This window comes from Desulfurococcus sp. (assembly GCF_038881575.1).
Taxonomy (GTDB): Archaea; Thermoproteota; Thermoprotei_A; order Sulfolobales; family Desulfurococcaceae; genus Desulfurococcus.
The window spans coordinates 61,117-81,882 of the sequence record NZ_JAVZPN010000003.1 but is presented as its reverse complement, the minus strand read 5'-3'; the positions used below and the strand labels follow the sequence as shown (position 1 = coordinate 81,882).

Genomic DNA, 20,766 nt, shown 5'->3' with positions numbered 1-20,766 from the left:
CCTGAGAGCTACTGCCCAGGAAAATCTTAAAACCCCTTGAAGCATTAATCTAGAGGTAGTGGGCCGGTAGCTCAGCCTGGAAGAGCGCTCGGTTGGCATCCGAGAGGTCCCGGGTTCAAGTCCCGGCCGGTCCACTTTTTTCCCAATAGTGGAAAAAATGAGTTGATATAATGGGCATTATCTTTAAAAATCGTTTAACGATTTCTAGAAATAGGTTTAGAAAAAGTATAGAACATGTATGGCTTTGGGTGTTTGCTTATGAATAAGAAAATCAATATCCTGGAACACGAGTTAGTACCGAAACATGAAACCCTAACACCAGAAGAGGCATACGAGGTATTGAAAAAGCTGGGCGTGGAGCCATGGCAACTCCCATGGATATCGATCAACGATCCAGTAATTAAAGCTATTGGTGCAAAGCCAGGCGACATTGTTAGAATAATAAGGAAGAGTCCTACAGCCGGAGAGTTCGTTACCTATAGGTATGTGATAGTTGATGTCACGAGGTGAATCCCTGATTGAATATTAGTAGTCAGGAAACACTGTCACCAGATGATTTATGGATTGTAATGAGAAAGTATTTCGAGGAAAAAGGGCTTGTTAGACAGCACTTGGATAGTTACGAGAGGTTTATAAAGGAGCTCCTTCCATCCATCCTCGAGGAGTTCAAAGAAATAAGAATAACGGATAAAATAAAACTCGTCATCGAGAAATACAGGATAGATTCTCCTAAATGGACCAGTGTAGAAGGGATAGAGGAGTCTAAAACCCCTATGGAGTGCCGTCTGAGGAATTTAACCTATGCTACCCCGATATATGTATCAGTAAGAATAGAGGATGAAAGCGGCTACACTAGGGAGCAGGAACTGAAGCTAATGGATCTACCCGTAATGTTGAAATCAAGCATAGACCCATTAAGTAAGCTAACACCACAGGAGCTTATCGAGAATGGAGAGGATCCGAGAGACCCCGGTGGCTACTTCATAATTAATGGAAGCGAGAAAGTCATAGTGGCCCAGGAGGATCTGGCAAGCAACAATATCATCGTCGATGTCATGCAGGAGGGAAGCAGCGTAACACATGTAGCTAAGGTAACCAGTGTGTCAAGAGGGCGGAGGAGTCAATTAATTATTGAAAGAAGAAAGGATGGAGTCTTCTACGCTAGTTTCCAAGGACATAAGTTCCCAGCCCTTATATTAATGACCGCCCTGGGACTCGCCAGCGAGGCGGAAATACTATATTCCACTAGCCTGAAGCCGGAGATACAAACCTACCTACTCCCCTCCATACTCCAGGTACAGGAAATACTCCCTAAACTGGAGATACCGGAGGGCGCTAGTGAGGAGGAGGTAAGGAGGCTCAAGGAGGAATACAGGAGGAAGGTTATAGAGGAGGCCCTAGACTTCATTGCCTCGAAATTCATCATTGGGAGACCCAGGGAAGAGAGAATACTGAGAGCGCAGAGACTCCTTGATGAAAGGCTCCTACCACATATAGGCATTGACTCTTCTCCTGAAACAAGGCTTAAGAAAGCCGTCTTCATAGGGCAGATGATATCAAGGATAATAGAGCTACAGCTAGGCTATAGGGAGCCGGATGATAAAGACCATTATAGAAACAAGAGGCTGAAGCTAGCCGGCGACATGCTTGCAGTGCTCCTAAGAGCTGCAATGATGGGTTTCGCTAGAGAGATAAAGGAAGGAATAGAGAAACAGCTCGCTAAAACCAAGAAAATAGATTTAAAAATGGTGTTCAAGCCAAGCATAATAACGGATAGAATCCAGCATGCAATGGCCACTGGAAACTGGCCTGGTGGCAGGACAGGTGTGAGCCAGCTGCTTGATAGAACCAACATGCTGAGTACATTGAGCCACTTAAGGAGGGTTGTCTCCCCGCTTGCAAGGGGGCAGCCACACTTCGAGGCAAGAGAGCTACATGGAACGCAATGGGGTAGAATGTGCCCGTTTGAAACACCCGAGGGGGCTAATATAGGGCTTGTTAAAAACCTGGCATTAATGACTAATGTTAGTGTTGGAATAGATGACAAGGAGATTGAAGCACTACTATACAGGGTTGGCGTAGTACCTATTGTCTCAACGCATACTATAGACGGGAAGATCCATAAGGGTCTCATAGATATTATCAGCGAGGATGTCTCCAAAGCCGCTGAAATAAGCGAGAAATACTCCGGATGGTGCAAGGTATTTCTGAATGGTAAACTAATAGGTTACCATAAGGATGGAGAGGAATTAGCAAGAACCATTAGATCGCTGAGGAGAAGCGGGAAAATAAGCAGTGAAGTCAATGTAGCTTACATAGGCAATAAATATATCAAGGAAGTAGTGGTAAACACTGATTCTGGAAGGATACGGAGACCATTAATAGTTGTTGAAAACGGAGTACCCAAGCTGACAAGAGAGCACGTTAAATTACTCAGTGAAGGAAAACTAACCTTCGAAGACCTCGTCAAGCAAGGTATAATAGAGTATCTGGATCCAGATGAAGAGGAAAACGCATACATCGCGTTACAACCCAGTGATGTCACAGCTGAACATACACACCTGGAAATATGGATACCCGCAATACTTGGAATAACCGCCTCGATTATACCATACCCAGAGCACAACCAGAGTCCTAGAAACATGTATCAGTCGGCAATGGCTAAGCAAAGCCTTGGATTATACGCGGCGAACTTCCAGAGAAGAATGGATACAAGAGGACACTTCCTACACTATCCCCAGAGACCACTGGTAGAGACACGAATGATGGATGTGATAGGCTATAATGAGAGGCCAGCCGGGCAAAACATGGTGGTCGCTGTCTTAACGTATACCGGGTACAACATGGAGGATGCATTAATAATGAATAGGAGTAGTGTTGAAAGGGGATTAGCAAGGTCCACGTTCTTCAGGCTATACACGACCGTTGAGTATAAGTATCCTGGAGGAATACAGGACGAGATAACTATCCCAGCAACCAATGTAAGGGGATATAGAGGGCAGAAAGCGTATGAGAAACTAGAGGAAGACGGGATCGTGGCCCCTGAAACACAGGTGTCAGGCGGGGATGTATTAATAGGTAAGGTCAGCCCTCCTAGATTCCTCAGCGCCCAGGAATACGAAGTAGGGGGACTCACACGCCAGGATACAAGTATAGTCATGAGACATGAGGAAAAAGGTATAGTTGACACCGTTTTAATCACAATGGATAGCGAGGGGAATAAGCTAATAAAGGTTAGGGTAAGGGATCTCAGAATACCGGAGCTAGGAGACAAGTTTGCATCCAGGCACGGACAGAAGGGAGTACTCGGCTTGTTACTACCTCAATACGATATGCCGTTCACGGAGGAAGGCGTAACACCGGACCTAATAATTAATCCACATGCATTTCCAAGTAGAATGACTGTGGCCCAGTTGATGGAGAGCATAGCTGGGAAAGCGGCAGCCCTCGAGGGACGCATCATTGATGGAACCCCCTTCTATAAGACTCCTATAGAAGACCTCCAGATAATACTGAGGAGGCATGGTTATCCGTACACAGGCGAGGAAGCAATGTACGATGGTCGCACAGGGGAGCTAATAAAGACACCGGTGTTCATAGGTATAGTATATTATCAGAAACTACATCACATGGCAAGCGATAAAATACATGCCAGAGCCAGGGGACCAGTCCAAATATTGACCAGGCAACCCACTGAGGGCCGTTCAAGGGCCGGTGGATTAAGATGGGGTGAGATGGAGGTTGACTGCCTTATTGGGCACGGTTCTGCATTGCTACTCAAGGAGGCTATAACTGATAGAAGCGACTCTACTATAATTTATGTATGCGAGCTATGCGGCTCGATGGGTTGGTATGATAGAAACAAAGGTAAATTCATGTGCCCGATACATAAGGAGAAAGGAGTATTGAAACCCATTGAAGTCTCATACGCGTTTAAACTACTGCTTCAGGAGTTAATGAGCATGGGGATAAGGCCTCGTCTACTAATTGAGGACATTACAAGAGGTGGTGGTAAGTGAGCTCGAAGATAGTTACCAATAAGATATCACGTATAAAATTCGGGATACTCTCGCCAGACGAGATAAGGAAGATAAGTGTTACTCAGATTTTCTCCTCCGAGGTATATGATAACGATGGCTCCCCTATAGATGGCGGCGTAATGGATAGGAGACTAGGAGCTATCGAGCCCGGTGAAACATGCCCAATCTGCGGTAATACAAGGGATTCATGCCCAGGCCACTTCGGACATATAGAGCTAGCTAAACCCGTTATACACGTTGGATTCGCAAAGCAGATACTTATATATTTGAAGGCGACATGTAGAAACTGCGGGAGACTCAAGATACCAGAGGAAGAGAAGGGCGAGTACCTGAGGTTGTTAAGCGATCTCCAGGAACTCGGAGCACCCTACTTAATTAAGAGGTTCCACGAGTACATTAGGCGGAAGGCGAGCACAGCGGATACATGTCCACACTGTGGTGTCAAGCAGTATAAGATAAAGCTAGAGAAGCCCCACACATTCTATGAGCAAACTGAGAGAGGGCTCTTAAAGCTAACACCAAGCGAGGTGCGTGGAAGGCTCGAGAAGATACCAGATGACGATGTAAAACTACTTGGCGGAGACCCAAGGGATGCCAGACCCGAATGGATGGTTCTAACAGTACTACCAGTACCCCCTAGGAGCGTGAGACCATCAGTACTCTTAGAGACAGGCATAAGAAGCGAGGACGACTTAACACATAAGCTTGTTGACATAATAAGGACGAATAACAGGCTCAGGGAGCATGTTGAGGGGGGAGCACCAAGCGCGATCATAGAGGATGAATGGGAGCTACTTCAATACCATATAACCACATACTTCGACAACGAGGTCCCAGGAGTACCGGTTGCTAAGCATAGAAGTGGAAAGACATTAAAGGGTATAGCACAAAGGCTGAAGGGCAAGGAGGGAAGGTTCAGGAATAACTTAAGAGGCAAGAGAGTGGATTTCTCGGCTAGAACCGTTATAAGTCCCGATCCAAGCCTAAGCATAAACGAGGTCGGCGTTCCCGAGGACGTTGCCAAGATACTCACAATACCTGAGAGGGTGACACCATGGAACATTGAGGAAATGCGCAAGCTAGTATTGAATGGACCAGAGAAATGGCCTGGAGCAAACTACATAGTGAGACCAGATGGGAGGAAAATAAGCCTGAAATTCGTGGATAGGAAGGCAGCTGCTGAATCACTGGAGCCGGGCTTCATAGTAGAGAGGCATTTAATGGATGGAGATATAGTATTGTTCAATAGGCAGCCATCATTACATAGGATATCGGTTATGGCTCATATTGTAAGGGTCTTACCATATAAGACGTTCAGGCTGAACCTGCTTGTATGCCCACCATACAATGCTGATTTCGATGGAGACGAAATGAACTTACATGTACCTCAGAGCGAGGAGGCCAGGGCTGAGGCAAGGCTACTAATGTTGGTTGAGAGACACATTCTCACACCACGTTACGGAGGCCCCATAATAGGTGGTCTACAAGACTATATAAGTGGAGCATATATCCTCACCAGCAAGACTACACTACTGGATAAAGACGATGTGGTAGACCTACTCTCTTCGACAGGTTATAAGGGCGAGTTACCTGAGCCAGCAATCTTAAAGCCCCGTGCTCTCTGGACCGGTAAACAGTTTGTCTCACTATTCCTCCCAAAGGACTTCAACTACAAGAGAAACTCGAAGATCGGAAGCGCTGCAGCATTAAGGTGTATCGATGAGGATTGCCCCAACGACAGCCTCGTAATAATCAAGAACGGCGTACTACTTGAGGGCGTACTGGATAAGGCGAGTATTGGGAGAGAGGAGCCTGAGAGCCTAGTTCACTGGCTTATAAAGGAGTATGGTGAAGACTACGGGAGAATGTTCATGGATAAAGTCTATAAGATGTTTATAAGGATGTCAGAGAAGTACGGCTTAACGATGAGCTATACTCATTTAACGCTTCCAGAGGAGGCCAGAAACCGGTTAAGCGAGATAATAGCTGAAAAGAAGAGGGAGGTCGAAGAACTAATATCCAAGTATAGGAGAGGAGAGCTACTGGCAAGGCCAGGGAAGACAGTCGAGGAGACACTGGAAGATGAAATAATTGATATATTATCCAAGAAGCTACTTGACAGTGTTGCCGAGGTGATAACACCATACTTTACACTGGTCAACCCCGTTGTAATCATGGCTAGAACCGGTGCGAGAGGAAACCCGGTCAATCTGACCCAGATGGCCGCCCTACTTGGACAGCAGACAGTAAGAGGAAAGCGCCTTACAAGGGGCTACCTTGGGAGAGCACTACCCCACTTCAAGCCAGAAGACCTGGGTCCCGAGGCAAGGGGTTTCATAGCAAGCGGGTTTGTACACGGGTTGAATCCTGTTGAAATGTTCTTCCATGCTGCGGCTGGTAGAGAGGGGCTGATAGATACAGCTGTCAGGACAAGCCAGTCTGGATACATGCAGAGGCGTTTAATAAACGCGTTACAAGACCTAAGAGTAGAATATGATGGAAGTGTACGCCTTACCACAGGTGAGATAGTCCAGTTACTCTATGGTGAAGACGGTGTTGACCCGATGAAGAGCGACCATGGTAAATCCGTTAACGTAGATAGAGTCATTGAGAAGATATTTGGAGGTGGACTATAAGATGCAGGGTTTAACTATAGAGGAAATTCAACAGCTCCTCGAGGAGAGACTGAAGGAGAACGTTAGCCCGCAGGTATATGAGGAAGTACGTAATAAATTACTGAACATAGCTGGGAAGATCGTGATAACTAGGGAAACTGTGGAAAGATTTATAGAACATGTAATCGAGAGATATCATTCCTCACTGATAGAGCCAGGTGAGGCTGTGGGAACTATTGCCGCCCAAAGCCTTGGAGAGCCATCAACACAGATGACATTAAGGGTATTCCACTATGCCGGTGTACGTGAATACAATGTAACCCTCGGTCTCCCCAGGCTCATAGAGATAGTTGACGCCAGGAAAAAGCCTGAAACACCTATCATGGAGATATATCTAGTGGATGAATATAGGAGAAGCGAGGAGAAGGCTAGGGAGATAGCTAGAAAAATAGAGTCAACATACCTAGAGAACATCACCAGGGAACTAGACATCGACCTCATAGAAGGTGTAGTAACGGTACGTCTGGATCCCGAGATGCTGGAGGATAAGGGGTTAAGCATTGATGTGGTCATTGAGAAGTTGAAGGAGCTAGATGTAGGCGAGGTTTCAAGAGGAGATGATCCATACGAGGTAATAATATCACTTAGGGAGGAATACCTCGACTACAGTAAGCTAGAGAAGCTGAGAAACAAACTTCTCAGTTTGCATCTGAAGGGTATAAAGGAGATACGTAAGGTAATAATCCAGAAACGCGGCGATGAATACGTGATAATATCTGAGGGGAGTAATCTTGAGGAAATAATGCGGATAGAGGGCGTGGATTGGAGAAGGGTGTATACTAATAATATACATGAGATAGAAAGAGTGCTCGGTATAGAGGCCGCTAGGCAAGCTATAATCAAGGAGATCAAGGAGATACTTGATGACCAGGGTTTAGACGTAGATATAAGGCATATAATGCTTCTAGCCGATATGATGACGTGGACCGGGCATGTGAGGCAGATTGGTAGAATGGGTGTCGCCGGTGAAAAGCCAAGCGTACTAGCCAGGGCTACATTCGAGATGACTGTTCAAAAACTCCTGGAATCAGCGGCTACTGGTGAGGAAGACCGTTTATATGGCGTTACAGAAAATATTATAATAGGTCAAACAATACCTGTAGGAACTGGTATGGTTCAGATTTATATGACTCCAAGCCTATTAAAGACCGAGGCTGGCAGCAAAGGTGATAGGAATGAGTAGCCAGGTTGACCTGCTTAAAGCGATAAGAACGACTGCTGAGACAGGGCAAATTGTGTATGGAAGTAGGCAAGTCAGAAGACTAGTTCTACACGGGAAGGCTAAAGCAGTAATCATAGCATCCAACGCTCCCCCGGAGATAAAAAGGGATCTAATATATTATGCGAAGCTAAGCAGCATCCCCGTTATAATGTTCCCTGGAACAAGCATAGAGCTGGGCACCCTTCTGGGGCGTCCCCATAGTATTACCTCAATAGCTGTGATCGATCCGGGGCAATCAAACATACTTGACTTTACTGGAGAGGTGTAGAAGTAGATGAGTGACGAGAAGCCACAGGTGAAAATAACGCCTGAGGAATTCCGCTATATGACGTTATTAAACGAGCTCACGGGTGCTGTGGTAAGGGATTGTATTATCGAGGAGGATAACAACAGGGTGATCTTCCTAGTAAACCCAGAGGATGTGGGAAAGGCGATAGGGCCCAAAGGCTTCTTCGTCCAGAGGCTGAGGAAGATACTTAATAAAAACATAGAGATAGTTGGCTACAGCAATAACCTCGAGGAGCAAGTCAGATACGCGTTATCACCAGCCAGGATAAAGGAGATAAAGCTCTCAACAAGACCTGATGGTAGCAAGATCCTCTACGTGGCAGTGGATCCAGCGGATAAAGGGATAGCCATCGGTAAAAACGGTAAAAACGTTCAGAGGGCTAAACTTATTTTAAAAAGGCATTTTAATATAGATTCAGTGATTATCGCGTAACACGGTTAAGCGAGGGGAGAAGATGCCCGGTAAAAAAGGCCCAAGCGGGTTGTATGCCGCTAGGAAACTGGAAGAGAAGAGATTGAAATTCAGGTGGAGCCAGCGAGACTTCAAGAAGAGAATGCTCAGGAAAATGGGTAAGCTAAGGGATCCATTGGAAGGAGCACCCATGGCTAGAGGAATAGTCTTGGAGAAGGTGGGTATAGAGTCACGTAAGCCGAACTCAGCTGTAAGAAAATGTGTAAGGGTGCAATTAGTTAAAAACGGTAAGGTTGTTACGGCATTCGTGCCATGGGATGGCGGAGTAAACTATATAGATGAACACGATGAGGTAATAATAGAGGGTATTGGTGGCCCTCTAGGAGGATCACTAGGAGACATCCCAGGCGTAAGATATAAGGTGGTAATGGTTAACGGTGTCTCGCTCAAGGCTTTATGGCTTGGGAAAAAACAGAAGCCTGTGAGATGATGCTACAGGTTTTAAACTCGTGCCCTGATATCGGATAATGAAGGTGTTTATGTATGAGTGAGATGCAGACCAGGGAGATGTTGATTGGCGAAATAAAGTTGTTCAATAAATGGAGCTATGACTTTATAGAGGTAAGAGACCCCAGCTTGAAAAAATACATTTGTCTAAAACCAGTTTACCTACCCCACTCCGGCGGCAGACATGAGCATAAACGCTTTGGGAAAGCACTAGTACCCATCGTCGAGAGGCTAATAAACAAGGTAATGCGACCAGGTAGAAACATGGGTAAGAAGCACCTCGCATACAACATTGTGAAGAAATCATTCGAACTCATATATCTGAAAACAGGTGAAAACCCATTACAAGTACTGGTGAGGGCAATAGAGAACGCAGCCCCTAGAGAGGAGACAACCAGGATAATGTATGGTGGGATAACATACCATGTCTCAGTTGATATAGCGCCTTTAAGGAGAATTGATCTAGCACTAAGACATCTAACCGAGGGAGCTAGGTTAAAGGCTTTCCGCAACCCCATATCCATAGAGGAGGCATTAGCGGAGGAAATAGTATTAGCTGCATCAAACGATCCAAAGAGCTATGCTGTTCAGAAGAAGGAGGAAATCGAGAGGATAGCGTTAAGCAGTAGATAGCGTTTTTAAATTATTCGCCCAGATACTTCCTCCATCTCCTTGGCGTAAACAAGGACGGAGATAATTACTGGCAGGAGAAATGCTTTATAAACACCCTGAAAGTTATTAAACTAGTTAGACATGTTAATGTAGATAAATAAGAAAGGTGGTGAACGTGAGCGCGCCTCAGAAACCGCATTTAAACATAGTGATAATCGGGCACGTAGACCATGGAAAAAGCACTATGACAGGGCATATACTCTATCGTCTAGGCTACTTCGATGAAAAAACCGTGAAGATGATTGAGGAAGAAGCAAAGAAAATGGGTAAGGAAAGCTTCAAGTTTGCCTGGTTACTCGATAGAATGAAGGAAGAGCGTGAACGCGGTGTCACTATTTCACTATCATACATGAAGTTCGAGACCAAGAAATACTTCTTCACCATCATAGATGCACCCGGTCACAGAGACTTCGTTAAAAACATGATTACCGGCGCAAGCCAAGCCGATGCAGCCATCCTAGTTGTAAGTGCCAGGAAAGGAGAGTTCGAGGCTGGAATGAGTGCCGAGGGCCAGACCCGTGAGCACGCCATACTAGCTAGGACCATGGGTATAAACCAGCTAATCGTGGCCATAAACAAGATGGATGCAACCGAGCCACCATACAGTGAGAAGAGGTACAACGAGATTAAGGAAATCCTGAGTAAATTCCTGAAGGGACTGGGCTACGATGTATCCAAGATACCATTCATCCCGGTGTCAGCGTGGACAGGCGAAAACCTGATTGAGCGTTCGCCCAACATGCCATGGTATAATGGTCCAACACTAGTAGAGGCATTAGACTCACTAACAGTACCGCCCAAGCCGCTTGATAAACCACTTAGAATACCAATACAGGATGTATACAGTATCTCCGGTGTCGGTGTCGTACCTGTTGGAAGAGTCGAAACTGGTGTACTTAAGGTCGGCGATAAAGTAGTATTCATGCCGCCCGGGCTAATCGGTGAAGTCAAGAGTATAGAGACTCACCACACTAAGATCGAGAAAGCAGAGCCCGGCGACAATATCGGGTTCAATGTGAAGGGCATCGAGAAGAAGGATGTTAAACGTGGTGATGTGGCTGGATCCCTTGATGTTCCCCCAACAGTTGCCGATGAATTCACCGCGAGAATAATGATAATGTGGCATCCAACAGCGATAGCCGTGGGATACACGCCAGTGATACATGTCCACACAGCCAGCGTGGCATGCAGGATAACCGAGATAATTTCAAAGATCGACCCCAGGACAGGTAAGGAGATCGAGAAGAACCCACAGTTCCTGAAGCAGGGAGACATAGCTATAGTTAAATTCAAACCGATAAAGCCACTCGTAGTGGAGAAATACGCTGACTTCCCAGCCCTCGGAAGATTTGCCATGAGAGACATGGGTAAGACAATTGGCATTGGACAGGTACTCGAGATCAAGCCGGCACAAGTCAACATCAAGAAATAGTTTTTTAAGCCTGAATCCTACACATTACGTTTTCAAGAATGCTTACAAGTATAAGGTTGATCAAGATGTCCACGGCAAGGATGGTTAAAATAAAGATCTGGAGCACCAATGTAAAAGTACTAGACGACTTCGTGGGTAAGATAACAGATATAGTGAAGAAGACAGGTGTTAAAATGAATGGCCCAATACCACTGCCAACTAAAAAACTAAGAATTAGGACGATGAAGCTACCGCATGGAGAGGGGAAGAAAAAGTATGAGAAATGGGAGATGAGGATACATAAGAGGCTACTATACATAGCCGAGGATGAAAGAGTAATGAAGCAGTTGATAAGGGTTAGAATTCCTCCTGAGATATGGATGGAGATAGAGATATAGTTTTAACGGTGTTTTAAAAAGGGATCAACCCATTTATCCTGTGAACCAGTTTCCTCCTGTTAATCCTGTTAAGAAATATAAGCCTGAAACGCTTTTATCATAGATATGAGCCGGGGTGCCCGAGCGGTCTAAGGGGCTGGCCTGGAGAGCCAGTGCCCCGAAAGGGGCGCGCGGGTTCAAATCCCGCCCCCGGCGCCTCTAACTCGAAAAAGTGTTTTAAAGCTAAGCTTTAAAAACCGTTATCAGTTAATTATGTTGAGTAGTTATGTATATGCTTATCGAGTTAAGTCCGGTGAAGAAGTTGAGTGAAAGGGAGGGTTTTAGACAGATAGTTAGATTGCTGGAAACCGATGTCGATGGAGAGCTTCCACTAGTTTACGGCCTCTCAGAAGTAAAGGGCTTGGGCTATACATTTAGTCTAGCAATATGTAGGATACTAGGGTTAAACCCTGAGGAACGCGTTGGTTTCCTAAGCGATGACGTGGTTAAGAGTATTGAAGAGGTTGCACGCAACCCTGGTAAATACGGTATTCCATCATGGATCTACAATAGGCAGAAGGATTACGCAACAGGCCAGAACCTCCACTTAACTGGTGCCAACCTAATATACTATGTGAAGGAGGATATTGAAAGAGAGAAACGCATAAAGAGCTGGCGCGGTATAAGGCATGCCCTGGGCTTGAAAGTCAGAGGCCAGAGGACTAGGACGACAGGTAGAACAGGCGTAACCGTTGGTGTGAGGAAGAAGAAAGCCACACAGCAACAGCAGAGCAAGAAGACAGAGGGGTGAATTAGATGGGTGACCCACGTAAACCAAGGAAATCGTATGAAGGCCCCCGGCATCCATGGCGTCGCGATATATTAATGTATGAAATGAAGCTGATGGGTACCTATGGGTTAAGGAATAAGAGGGAGCTATGGAAGGCCGCGACCATAGTGAGGTATTATAGGCACAGAGCGAGATCCCTATTAGCAGCACCTCCTGAAATCCGTGAGAAGGAAGAGAAAGCCCTTTTAAACAGGTTGATAAAACTAGGGCTACTCAAGGAAGGAGCCAGGCTGGATGATGTGTTAAACTTGAAAATAGAGGATCTACTGGAGAGAAGGCTTCAGACCATAGTGTATAAGAAGGGGTTAGCGAAGACCCTTCATGAAGCCAGGCAATTAATTGTCCACGGACACATAGCAATAGGGGGTAGAAGAGTGAGGTCACCTGGCCGAATAGTCACAGTTGATGAGGAGCCACTGGTTGATTACTACCCTTTCAGCCCATTAAAGCAAAGGATAAGTCAAGAGGCGCAGGCATAGGGGTGGTTGAAAAATGGCTTTCTCAATGAGAGAGCTCAAGTGGGGCGTAGCACATATATACAGTAGCCCCAATAACACAATGATACATATAACAGATATAAGCGGAGCAGAAACTGTGAGCAGAATAAGCGGTGGAATGGTTGTAAAGGCAGATAGAGAGAAGCCAAGCCCTTATGCAGCAATGATGGCCGCGGCAAGGGCTGCAACCCAGGCAATGGATAAAGGTATCACTGCGCTACATATAAAAGTAAGAGCTCCGGGAGGCCACGGCCCTAAGACTCCTGGGCCAGGTGCTCAAGCAGCTATTAGAGCTCTGGCCAGAGCAGGCTTCATTATTGGTAGAATAGAGGATGTGACGCCAATACCGCATGATACCACAAGGAGGCCTGGCGGTAGGAGAGGTAGGAGGCTATAGAAGGGTAGAAACGGGTGTTTTCCAGCTTGCATATTGATATACTTGAGAAAACTCCCTCTACTATTAAGCTATATTTAAGGGATATACCATTACACCTCGTTAACTCGCTGAGAAGAACAATATTATCGGAAGTTCCCACAATGGCTGTAGACTACGTGGTTATAACAGAGAACTCGAGTGTCTTCTATGATGAATACATATCGCACAGGCTTGGATTAATACCATTAAAAAGCAATGAAGCATTAAACAAGTATAAGCCTCCCGAGGAGTGTGCAGAGGCCGGTGATAGGGGGATATTCTCGCAGGATTGCTTCGTAACCCTAAGGCTGGAGGCAAGCGGGCCTGAGAAGGGTGTTTTAACAGTATATAGTAGAGACCTTGTTAGCAGTGACCCAGATGTTGTACCCGTCTACGGTGAAATACCAATATTGAAGCTTATCAAGGATCAGAACATAAGGCTTGAAGCATATGCTAGGCTTGGAAGGGGAAAAGAGCATATAAAATGGAGCCCGGTCTCCGTCGCCGTGCATAAATATATTCCAGTGATAACCCTCAATAGTGAGAAATGCAAGGGGACCGAGTGTTCTAGGTGTGTTAATGCATGCCCGAAGAATATATTCGAGGCAGACAACAACTCGGTAAGGGTTAAAGAGGATAAAATACTTGAATGTACATTCTGCAGGCTATGTGAAAACATATGCCCCACCCAAGCAGTGAAGATATCATGGAGGGAGAACGAGTATATCTTCTATCTAGAGCTAACAGGAGCTCTGAATGCTAGAAATATTTTAATAGAGGCAATAAACATTCTAAGTAGAAAACTAGATGCTTTCATAGATGAGTTGAGAAGGAATGGTGTCGCTGTATGAGCGGGCTGAGGAAAACAAATATAGTTTTAAGGAAAGCGATAGAGGAGTTGAGGAAGCAAGCCTCTATAAATAATGCACCGATATGGAGTAGTATAGCTGAGGAATTATCCAAGCCAACCCGTAGAAGGAGGGCTGTGAATATCAGCAGGATAAATAGATACAGTAAGCCTGGGGACGTTGTAGTAGTGCCTGGAAAAGTACTTGGTGCAGGTAATATAGATCACCCGGTTACCGTGGCAGCATTCGGATTCTCAAAGACGGCACTTGAGAAAATAGTGAAGAGTGGTGGAAGAGCAATATTTATCCTCGATCTTGTTAAGGAGAATCCCACCGGAAGCAACATCAAGATAATTGGGTGAGCTTGATGAGCGAGGAGAAAGTACTCTACATAGATGCATCGAACCAGATATTGGGGCGTTTAGCGAGTATTATTGCCAAGAAGTTGCTCGAGGGATATAGAGTCATAGTGGTTAATGCTGAGAAAGCCGTGGTAAGTGGTGAGAAAAACAGGGTGTTGGAGGGCTATAAGATATTATTCAGGGTTAAAACCCACTACAACCCAGAGACCAAGGGTGTCAGGAGGCCTAGAACCCCGGCCAATATATTTAAGAGGACTGTGAGGGGAATGCTACCGATAGATAAGCCGAAGGGGAGAGATGCTTTTAAGAGGCTCAGAGTATACATAGGTGTACCAAGTAACATGAAGAATATCGCCTTCATACAGTTCCCCGAAGCCTCAGTCTCCAGGCTCCGTAATAGATATGTTTACTTAGAGGAGGTAGCGAAAGCCATAGGGTGGAGGGGTGTTAAGAAGTGAGCCAGACAGTTAGCGATAAGATAAAAATAGTTGTTTCATCAGGCAAGAGAAAAACAAGCATTGCTAGGGCTGTGATAAAACCCGGGATTGGAAGAGTATGGATAAACAACGTACCAGCAGAGTTCATCCCGTTCGAGCTGGCCAAGATGAAGATACTGGAGCCACTATTACTAATAGGTGACCTAGCAAAAACAGTAGATATAAGGGTTAATGTACACGGTGGAGGCTACATGAGCCAGGCTGAGGCTGTTAGAATAGCTATTGCAAGGGGATTAGTTGAGTTCTTTAACAGTGATGAGGTGAAGTCCCTATTTAAAGAATATGATAGGCACATGCTAAGCGGTGATCCACGTCAGACAGAGCCTAAGAAATGGGGTAGATATAGTGCTAGAAGGAGATGGCAGAAGAGCTATAGGTAGGTGGGATCTTGTTATTCCCGGTTAGATGTTTCACCTGTGGTAAGCCCATTGGGCACTTATGGGAGGAGTATATTAAAAGAGTCGAGAACGATGAGAACCCGGCTAAAGTATTAGATGATCTCGGTGTGAAAAGGTATTGCTGCAGGAGAATGTTTTTATCATACACGGATATATCAAAGGAGATATTATATTTCCCTAAGATCTCGTAGGAGGTGGTAGTGAATGAGTGATATACCTGAAGGAGAAGCACCTGTTTCAAAACCCGAGAGCGGGGTAATCGAGTTACTCGTACCAATCGAGAAATACTTATCAGCCGGTGTGCACATAGGCACTCATATATGCACGAAGTTCATGGAGCCATTCGTATACAGGGTTAGATCCGATGGATTATATATACTGGACGTAAGGAAAATAGATGATAGACTGAAGATAGCTGGGAAATTCCTCGCTAGATATCAGCCTGAGAAAATAGCCGTTGTCTCAGTAAGACAGTATGGAAGGAAACCGGTTCAGAAGATGTGTCAGTATGTGGGATGTAAGCCATTCGTAGGTAGATTCTTACCGGGAACCTTCACTAACCCAAGTCTTAAGATATACTTCGAACCAGATGTAGTAGTGATCACCGATACGAGGTCTGATGTACAAGCCCTTAAGGAAGCCGCTGAAACAGGTATACCGATAGTAGCTTTAGCAGATACCGACAACAGGGTTGACTATGTAGACCTCATAATACCCGGGAACAATAAGGGTAGGAAGAGCCTGGCCCTAATATACTGGATACTAACGCGTCAAATACTGCGTGAGAAAGGTATTATACCGCCGAACGCTGAGCTACCTGAGCAGCCAACCGATTTCGAGGCATCCCTCTAAATTTTTCATAGGCATCCAGGACCATATTTCCAGGCTTATTCCATAATGCTTCAAGGTATTTAACTCGTAGTTAATAGTTATTATTCAAGGGGAGTAGATTGAAGAAGAGGAATCCTATAGTAGCCGGGTATTTTTATCCCGATAAACCTGAGGAGTTAAGAAGCGTGATAGAATGGTCTTTCAAACACAGGATCGGACCCGGGAAGCCGCCAAGTCCCTCAGATACCTCGGCCATGAATTCAATAGGCTATGTAGCCCCTCATGCAGGCTATATCTACAGTGGCCCTGTAGCCGCACACGTCTACTTTGATATGGCTTTAAACAAGAAGCCTGATACCATAGTGATACTTGGTACAAATCACACAGGTCTTGGAAGACCTGTTTCAGTGTATCCTGAAGGAGTATGGGGGACTCCCCTCGGAGACCTTGTTGTAGACGATGAGGTTGGAAGACTTATTGTGGAGAATAGTGAAATCGCTGAGTTTGATGAATATGCCCATTTAGAGGAGCACTCAATCGAGGTCCAACTACCATTTATAGTGTACACATATGGCGGGGATGTGAAAATAACCCCGATAGTTATAGGTATCCATACACCAGATATAGCGAGGGATCTAGCGAAGTCGATACATAAAGCATCCATGGCAACTGGTAAGAGAATAATAGTGATAGCAAGTAGCGACTTCAATCATTACGAACCCCATGAAGAGACAAGTAGGAAGGATTCAATGGCTATAGATAGAATACTCAAGCTCGACACCGATGGATTATACAATGTGATACTGCGCAATGACATAAGTATCTGCGGACCAGGGGGAATAATGACTCTCATGGAATACACTAAAATATTGGGAGGAAAAGCCCAGCTATTAAAATACGCGACAAGTGGTGACACCTCCGGGGATTACTCACACGTAGTTGGTTATGCTGCTTTAAAGTTTTATATTTAGTGAACGCTAAGCTAATATGCTGGCTTAAGTATATTGAGGAAGGTTGTATTAAGCATGGACGAGATACAGAATAGGAAGTTACACCATATAAGGTTAGCACTGGATCCCAGGGTCGACTTCAAAGACCATTGTAGTGAGATATATAGAGAGATACAACTTGTGCATCAAGCCTTACCTGGATTAGACTTCGATGAAGTGGATGTAAAACAAGTGTTTTTAGGCTACAGGCTAGAAGCCCCTATAATGATAACAGGTATGACGGGAGGGCATCCATCGCTAGTCAGCATAAATAAAATGCTTGCAACTCTTGCGGAGAAGAAGCGTGTAGCCATAGGCGTCGGTAGCCAGAGAGCCATTGTTAAAAGCAACTTCAGCGAGGATGTCATAGTAAGCTATAGGATCGTAAGGGAGACAGCTAGAAGTGTACCGGTAATAGGCAACATAGGTTTAAACACTTTAAGAGACATCGACACTGATACGGTCATAAGGCTAGTTGAAGTAATAGATGCGGATGCCCTAGCGATCCACTTGAACCCAGCACAAGAAGTAATACAGCCTGAAGGAGATACCCGTTTCAGCTTAGATGTGGTGGATAAAGTCAAGGAACTAGTTGTATCGCTCGGTAAACCCGTTATAATCAAGGAGGTGGGGAACGGGTTATCCATGGAGACGGTGAGGGTATTCCATAATATAGGGGTGAAAATATATGATACAGCCGGTGCATGCGGTACAAACTGGGCTCTCGTCGAAATGCTTAGAAATAAACCCGGCTCATCACGCTATGAATGCGGGCTGAAGCTATCTGAGTGGGGGATACCAACACCGCTCTCAGTAATAGAGACAAGGTATGTTGCCGAAGACTCATTCATTATCGCGAGCGGCGGTGTATGGGATGGCTTTAAGGCGGCTGTGAATATAGCGATTGGTGCGGATATGGTTGGAGTAGCTAAACCCATTCTTAAGAATATACTTGACAACGGGCTAGAGCGTGCCGAGGTATATCTAGACAACTATATCTTCGAGTTAAAGACTGCGATGTTCCTCAGCGGTGCCAGGAATATTGGGGAATTACGGAGCAAGCCTATTATCCTCGGACAGAAAATAGTAAACACGATGCTTCAAAGGGGAATAGATCCCCATACCTACCTTAACAACACGAGGAGAAGGAAGTGAGTGAATACTCTTTCCCACAGTTATTCGTAGAAGGCGTCGACTCCGAGAGAATAATCTGCCTCAAGAACTCGGAGTACACTTGGGCAAGCATCTCTGAGAAGAATAATTGTATAAAGTACTATGGTGGCATACCATACGAGGAGATACTGAAGTACATAGACCTAGAGAAAGCCATTTTGAAGAAGAGTACGATATTATTCAACACTGGGGAGCCGTCTAAAGCGCTATTTTTCTCCGAGAATACGCAGCTATGCTTGCAGGAAGCAAAGGGTAGGAGAGTATTTTATATAGGGAGCATGAAGCACGTTAGAAAAAACGATTTAATAGCATACATTGTCACCGGGAAAAACGAGGTCAGAAACATTTATTCTATTTGTGAAGGATTTATACTAGCTGTCATCGATTTAACCTGGGAGAGGCCTGAGAGAATCATAGTGGTGATGGCGATTGAGCAGCCAGGAGAAATCATTATTAGATAGAGTGAGAGAAACAGCTTTCAAACACGCATTGGTAAACGCTGTAAAACACGAGGGTAAAGCCGATTTTAAAGCAGTGGTTTCAAAGGTTATCGGGGAAATCCCGGAGATACGTGGTAGAATTAAAGAATTCATCGACTTGATAAGAGGCACCATAGAGGAAGTAAACAAGCTAAGCATCGAAGACCAGTTGAAAATAATCAGAGAGAACTGGCCAGAACTACTGGAGGAGAAGAGGGAAGCCAAGGAGAAGGAACTACCCCCATTACCCAATGCCGAGAAAGGTAAAGTAGTAACCAGGTTTGCACCTAACCCAGATTACACTATCCACCTTGGAAACGCTAGGCCTGCACTATTAAGCTACTGGTATGCTGAATTATATAATGGAGTAATGATACTTCGTTTCGAGGACACCGACCCAAGGATAAAATCACCTTATCCAGAAGCATATACAATGATAAAGGACGCGTTGAAATGGCTTGGAGTAAAATGGGACAAGGAATACATACAGAGCCTCCGGATGAATATATTCTACAACGTAGCAAGAGAACTGATAAGCCGTGGAGGAGCATATATTGACACCTGCCCCGATAAGGAATTCCGCTTATATAGGAACGCTGGCAAGGCATGCCCCCATAGGAATACGTCGGTTGAGGAGAACCTTGAGAAATTCGATAAAATGCTTGAGGGACACTATGGTGAGGGAGAGGTTGTTCTAAGGGTGAAAACCGATTTACAACACCCGGATCCAAGCGTAAGGGACTGGGTTGCATTCCGTATAATAGATACATCTAAAACACCACACCCAGTCACCGGGGAGAAATACATTGTATGGCCAACTTACAATTTTGCTGCTGGTGTCGACGATTATTTAATGGGTGTAACACATGTCCTCCGCGCAAAGGAACACATATCGAATACTGTCAAGCAGAAATACCTATATCAACACATGGGCTGGAAATACCCTGAGACAATACATTTTGGACGTTTATCATTAGAGGGTGTGATACTGAGTAAGTCTAAAATGAGAAAGCTAGTTAAAGAACAAGGCATCTCACCATATGATGACCCAAGACTCGGAACGATTAATGGGCTACGTAGAAGAGGCATTCTCCGTGAAACAATCTGGAAAATAGTTAAGGAAGTTGGAATTAAACCCATTGATGCCAAGATAAGCCTGGTAAACCTCTACGCTATCAATAGGGTCCTAGTTGATCCAGTCGCGAACAGGTATATGGGTGTTGAAGAACCGGTTCCAGTAATACTAAAGGATGTGAAAGAGGAGCTTAAAGCACAAATACCAATACATCCATCAAAGCCAGGGCACTACGAGTATAGGATACTGGATGGCTCGGTAATCCATATATCATCCAAGGACTTGAAAACACTGCTTCAAAGCGAGCATAAAACATTTAGAGCCATGGGGCTAGCTAACTTCACGATAGCAGAGCCAACGATATTGGATGGTAAGCCAGCATTCCTAGCCAGGCTCCACAGTATTTCACAGGAAGATGCAAAGAAGCTCAATGCTCCAATAATTCAATGGGTTAGCAACGATGAGAAAGCAGATTTATTCCTCCTGATCCCGAGTGGATCAGAGACCAGGGAAGCCAGGCTCCTAGTTGAAAAACGCATCATTAATGAAAAACCAGACTCCATTGTGCAATTATACAGGGTCGGGTTCATTAGAATAGATGCTATCAAAGAGGGAAAAGTAATAGCTGTCTTCTCACACGAGTAAGACCACTGGGTTCATCGTTACATGGAATGGAAAGTCGAATCAAAAAGTGGTTTAAAAATTATTTAATGCCCGTAATTTATAAAGCCCTGGTATTATTCTATAT

At 45.0% G+C, this 20,766-nt stretch carries 23 protein-coding genes and 2 tRNA genes; all 25 read left to right on the top strand.

What is annotated here, in order from left to right; translation table 11 throughout:
* Window positions 1-60 precede the first annotated feature (60 nt).
* A tRNA-Ala gene (locus QXV08_RS03850) sits at window positions 61-134 on the top strand.
* Window positions 135-258: 124 nt separating this feature from the next.
* Window positions 259-510 (top strand): DNA-directed RNA polymerase subunit H, encoded by a 252-nt coding sequence (locus QXV08_RS03845; RefSeq protein ID WP_342788132.1) that lies wholly within the window; start codon window positions 259-261, stop codon window positions 508-510.
* Between the two features lie 59 nt (window positions 511-569).
* The gene (locus QXV08_RS03840) at window positions 570-4,019 is read left to right on the top strand and encodes a DNA-directed RNA polymerase subunit B (RefSeq protein ID WP_404990999.1); all 3,450 of its coding nucleotides are present in this window, start codon (window positions 570-572) and stop codon (window positions 4,017-4,019) included.
* Window positions 4,016-6,676 (top strand): DNA-directed RNA polymerase subunit A', encoded by a 2,661-nt coding sequence (locus QXV08_RS03835; protein ID WP_342786401.1) that lies wholly within the window; start codon window positions 4,016-4,018, stop codon window positions 6,674-6,676. Before QXV08_RS03840 ends, QXV08_RS03835 begins: the two co-directional genes overlap by 4 nt.
* Before the next feature lies 1 nt (window position 6,677).
* Window positions 6,678-7,898 (top strand): DNA-directed RNA polymerase subunit A'', encoded by a 1,221-nt coding sequence (gene rpoA2 / locus QXV08_RS03830; protein ID WP_342786400.1) that lies wholly within the window; start codon window positions 6,678-6,680, stop codon window positions 7,896-7,898.
* Window positions 7,891-8,205, top strand: a complete 315-nt coding sequence (locus tag QXV08_RS03825) for a 50S ribosomal protein L30e (protein ID WP_342786399.1) — start codon at window positions 7,891-7,893, stop codon at window positions 8,203-8,205. The genes rpoA2 and QXV08_RS03825 overlap by 8 nt, the downstream gene beginning before the upstream one ends.
* A gap of 6 nt (window positions 8,206-8,211) precedes the next feature.
* Window positions 8,212-8,658, top strand: a complete 447-nt coding sequence (locus tag QXV08_RS03820; protein WP_342786398.1) for a NusA-like transcription termination signal-binding factor — start codon at window positions 8,212-8,214, stop codon at window positions 8,656-8,658.
* A gap of 22 nt (window positions 8,659-8,680) precedes the next feature.
* Complete coding sequence (locus tag QXV08_RS03815; RefSeq protein WP_012609037.1) at window positions 8,681-9,127, top strand: 30S ribosomal protein S12; 447 nt, start codon at window positions 8,681-8,683, stop codon at window positions 9,125-9,127.
* A 53-nt stretch (window positions 9,128-9,180) separates the two neighbouring features.
* Window positions 9,181-9,777, top strand: coding sequence for a 30S ribosomal protein S7 (locus QXV08_RS03810; RefSeq protein ID WP_342786397.1), 597 nt, complete (start codon window positions 9,181-9,183; stop codon window positions 9,775-9,777).
* A 154-nt stretch (window positions 9,778-9,931) separates the two neighbouring features.
* Window positions 9,932-11,248, top strand: a complete 1,317-nt coding sequence (gene tuf, locus QXV08_RS03805; RefSeq protein WP_342788130.1) for a translation elongation factor EF-1 subunit alpha — start codon at window positions 9,932-9,934, stop codon at window positions 11,246-11,248.
* Window positions 11,249-11,313: 65 nt separating this feature from the next.
* On the top strand, window positions 11,314-11,625 hold the full coding sequence (rpsJ, locus tag QXV08_RS03800; RefSeq protein WP_342786395.1) for a 30S ribosomal protein S10: 312 nt from the start codon (window positions 11,314-11,316) through the stop codon (window positions 11,623-11,625).
* A 109-nt stretch (window positions 11,626-11,734) separates the two neighbouring features.
* Window positions 11,735-11,820: transfer RNA gene (locus QXV08_RS03795), tRNA-Ser, on the top strand.
* 106 nt (window positions 11,821-11,926) lie between these two features.
* A complete protein-coding gene (locus QXV08_RS03790; protein WP_342786394.1) occupies window positions 11,927-12,415 on the top strand; it encodes a 30S ribosomal protein S13 in 489 nt (162 codons plus the stop codon).
* 5 nt (window positions 12,416-12,420) lie between these two features.
* Window positions 12,421-12,933 carry a 30S ribosomal protein S4 gene (locus QXV08_RS03785; RefSeq protein WP_342786393.1) on the top strand — a complete coding sequence of 171 codons (513 nt, stop codon included), beginning with the start codon at window positions 12,421-12,423 and terminating at the stop codon, window positions 12,931-12,933.
* 13 nt (window positions 12,934-12,946) lie between these two features.
* Window positions 12,947-13,348, top strand: a complete 402-nt coding sequence (locus QXV08_RS03780) for a 30S ribosomal protein S11 (protein WP_014768211.1) — start codon at window positions 12,947-12,949, stop codon at window positions 13,346-13,348.
* A gap of 26 nt (window positions 13,349-13,374) precedes the next feature.
* Window positions 13,375-14,217: a DNA-directed RNA polymerase subunit D gene (locus QXV08_RS03775; RefSeq protein ID WP_342786392.1), complete on the top strand. Its 843-nt coding sequence runs from the start codon at window positions 13,375-13,377 to the stop codon at window positions 14,215-14,217.
* Complete coding sequence (locus QXV08_RS03770) at window positions 14,214-14,576, top strand: 50S ribosomal protein L18e (protein WP_342786391.1); 363 nt, start codon at window positions 14,214-14,216, stop codon at window positions 14,574-14,576. Before QXV08_RS03775 ends, QXV08_RS03770 begins: the two co-directional genes overlap by 4 nt.
* 5 nt (window positions 14,577-14,581) lie before the next feature.
* Window positions 14,582-15,034, top strand: coding sequence for a 50S ribosomal protein L13 (locus tag QXV08_RS03765; protein ID WP_342786390.1), 453 nt, complete (start codon window positions 14,582-14,584; stop codon window positions 15,032-15,034).
* On the top strand, window positions 15,031-15,453 hold the full coding sequence (locus tag QXV08_RS03760) for a 30S ribosomal protein S9 (protein WP_342786389.1): 423 nt from the start codon (window positions 15,031-15,033) through the stop codon (window positions 15,451-15,453). The genes QXV08_RS03765 and QXV08_RS03760 overlap by 4 nt, the downstream gene beginning before the upstream one ends.
* A gap of 8 nt (window positions 15,454-15,461) precedes the next feature.
* A complete protein-coding gene (locus QXV08_RS03755; protein WP_342786388.1) occupies window positions 15,462-15,662 on the top strand; it encodes a DNA-directed RNA polymerase subunit N in 201 nt (66 codons plus the stop codon).
* Between the two features lie 13 nt (window positions 15,663-15,675).
* Window positions 15,676-16,323 (top strand): 30S ribosomal protein S2, encoded by a 648-nt coding sequence (rpsB, locus tag QXV08_RS03750; RefSeq protein WP_342786387.1) that lies wholly within the window; start codon window positions 15,676-15,678, stop codon window positions 16,321-16,323.
* 98 nt (window positions 16,324-16,421) lie between these two features.
* Window positions 16,422-17,273: an AmmeMemoRadiSam system protein B gene (amrB, locus tag QXV08_RS03745; protein WP_342786386.1), complete on the top strand. Its 852-nt coding sequence runs from the start codon at window positions 16,422-16,424 to the stop codon at window positions 17,271-17,273.
* 33 nt (window positions 17,274-17,306) lie between these two features.
* Window positions 17,307-18,446, top strand: a complete 1,140-nt coding sequence (gene fni, locus QXV08_RS03740; RefSeq protein WP_342786385.1) for a type 2 isopentenyl-diphosphate Delta-isomerase — start codon at window positions 17,307-17,309, stop codon at window positions 18,444-18,446.
* Window positions 18,443-18,925 (top strand): DUF2118 domain-containing protein, encoded by a 483-nt coding sequence (locus QXV08_RS03735; protein ID WP_342786384.1) that lies wholly within the window; start codon window positions 18,443-18,445, stop codon window positions 18,923-18,925. Before fni ends, QXV08_RS03735 begins: the two co-directional genes overlap by 4 nt.
* Complete coding sequence (locus QXV08_RS03730) at window positions 18,894-20,663, top strand: glutamate--tRNA ligase (RefSeq protein ID WP_342786383.1); 1,770 nt, start codon at window positions 18,894-18,896, stop codon at window positions 20,661-20,663. The genes QXV08_RS03735 and QXV08_RS03730 overlap by 32 nt, the downstream gene beginning before the upstream one ends.
* Window positions 20,664-20,766: the final 103 nt, after the last annotated feature.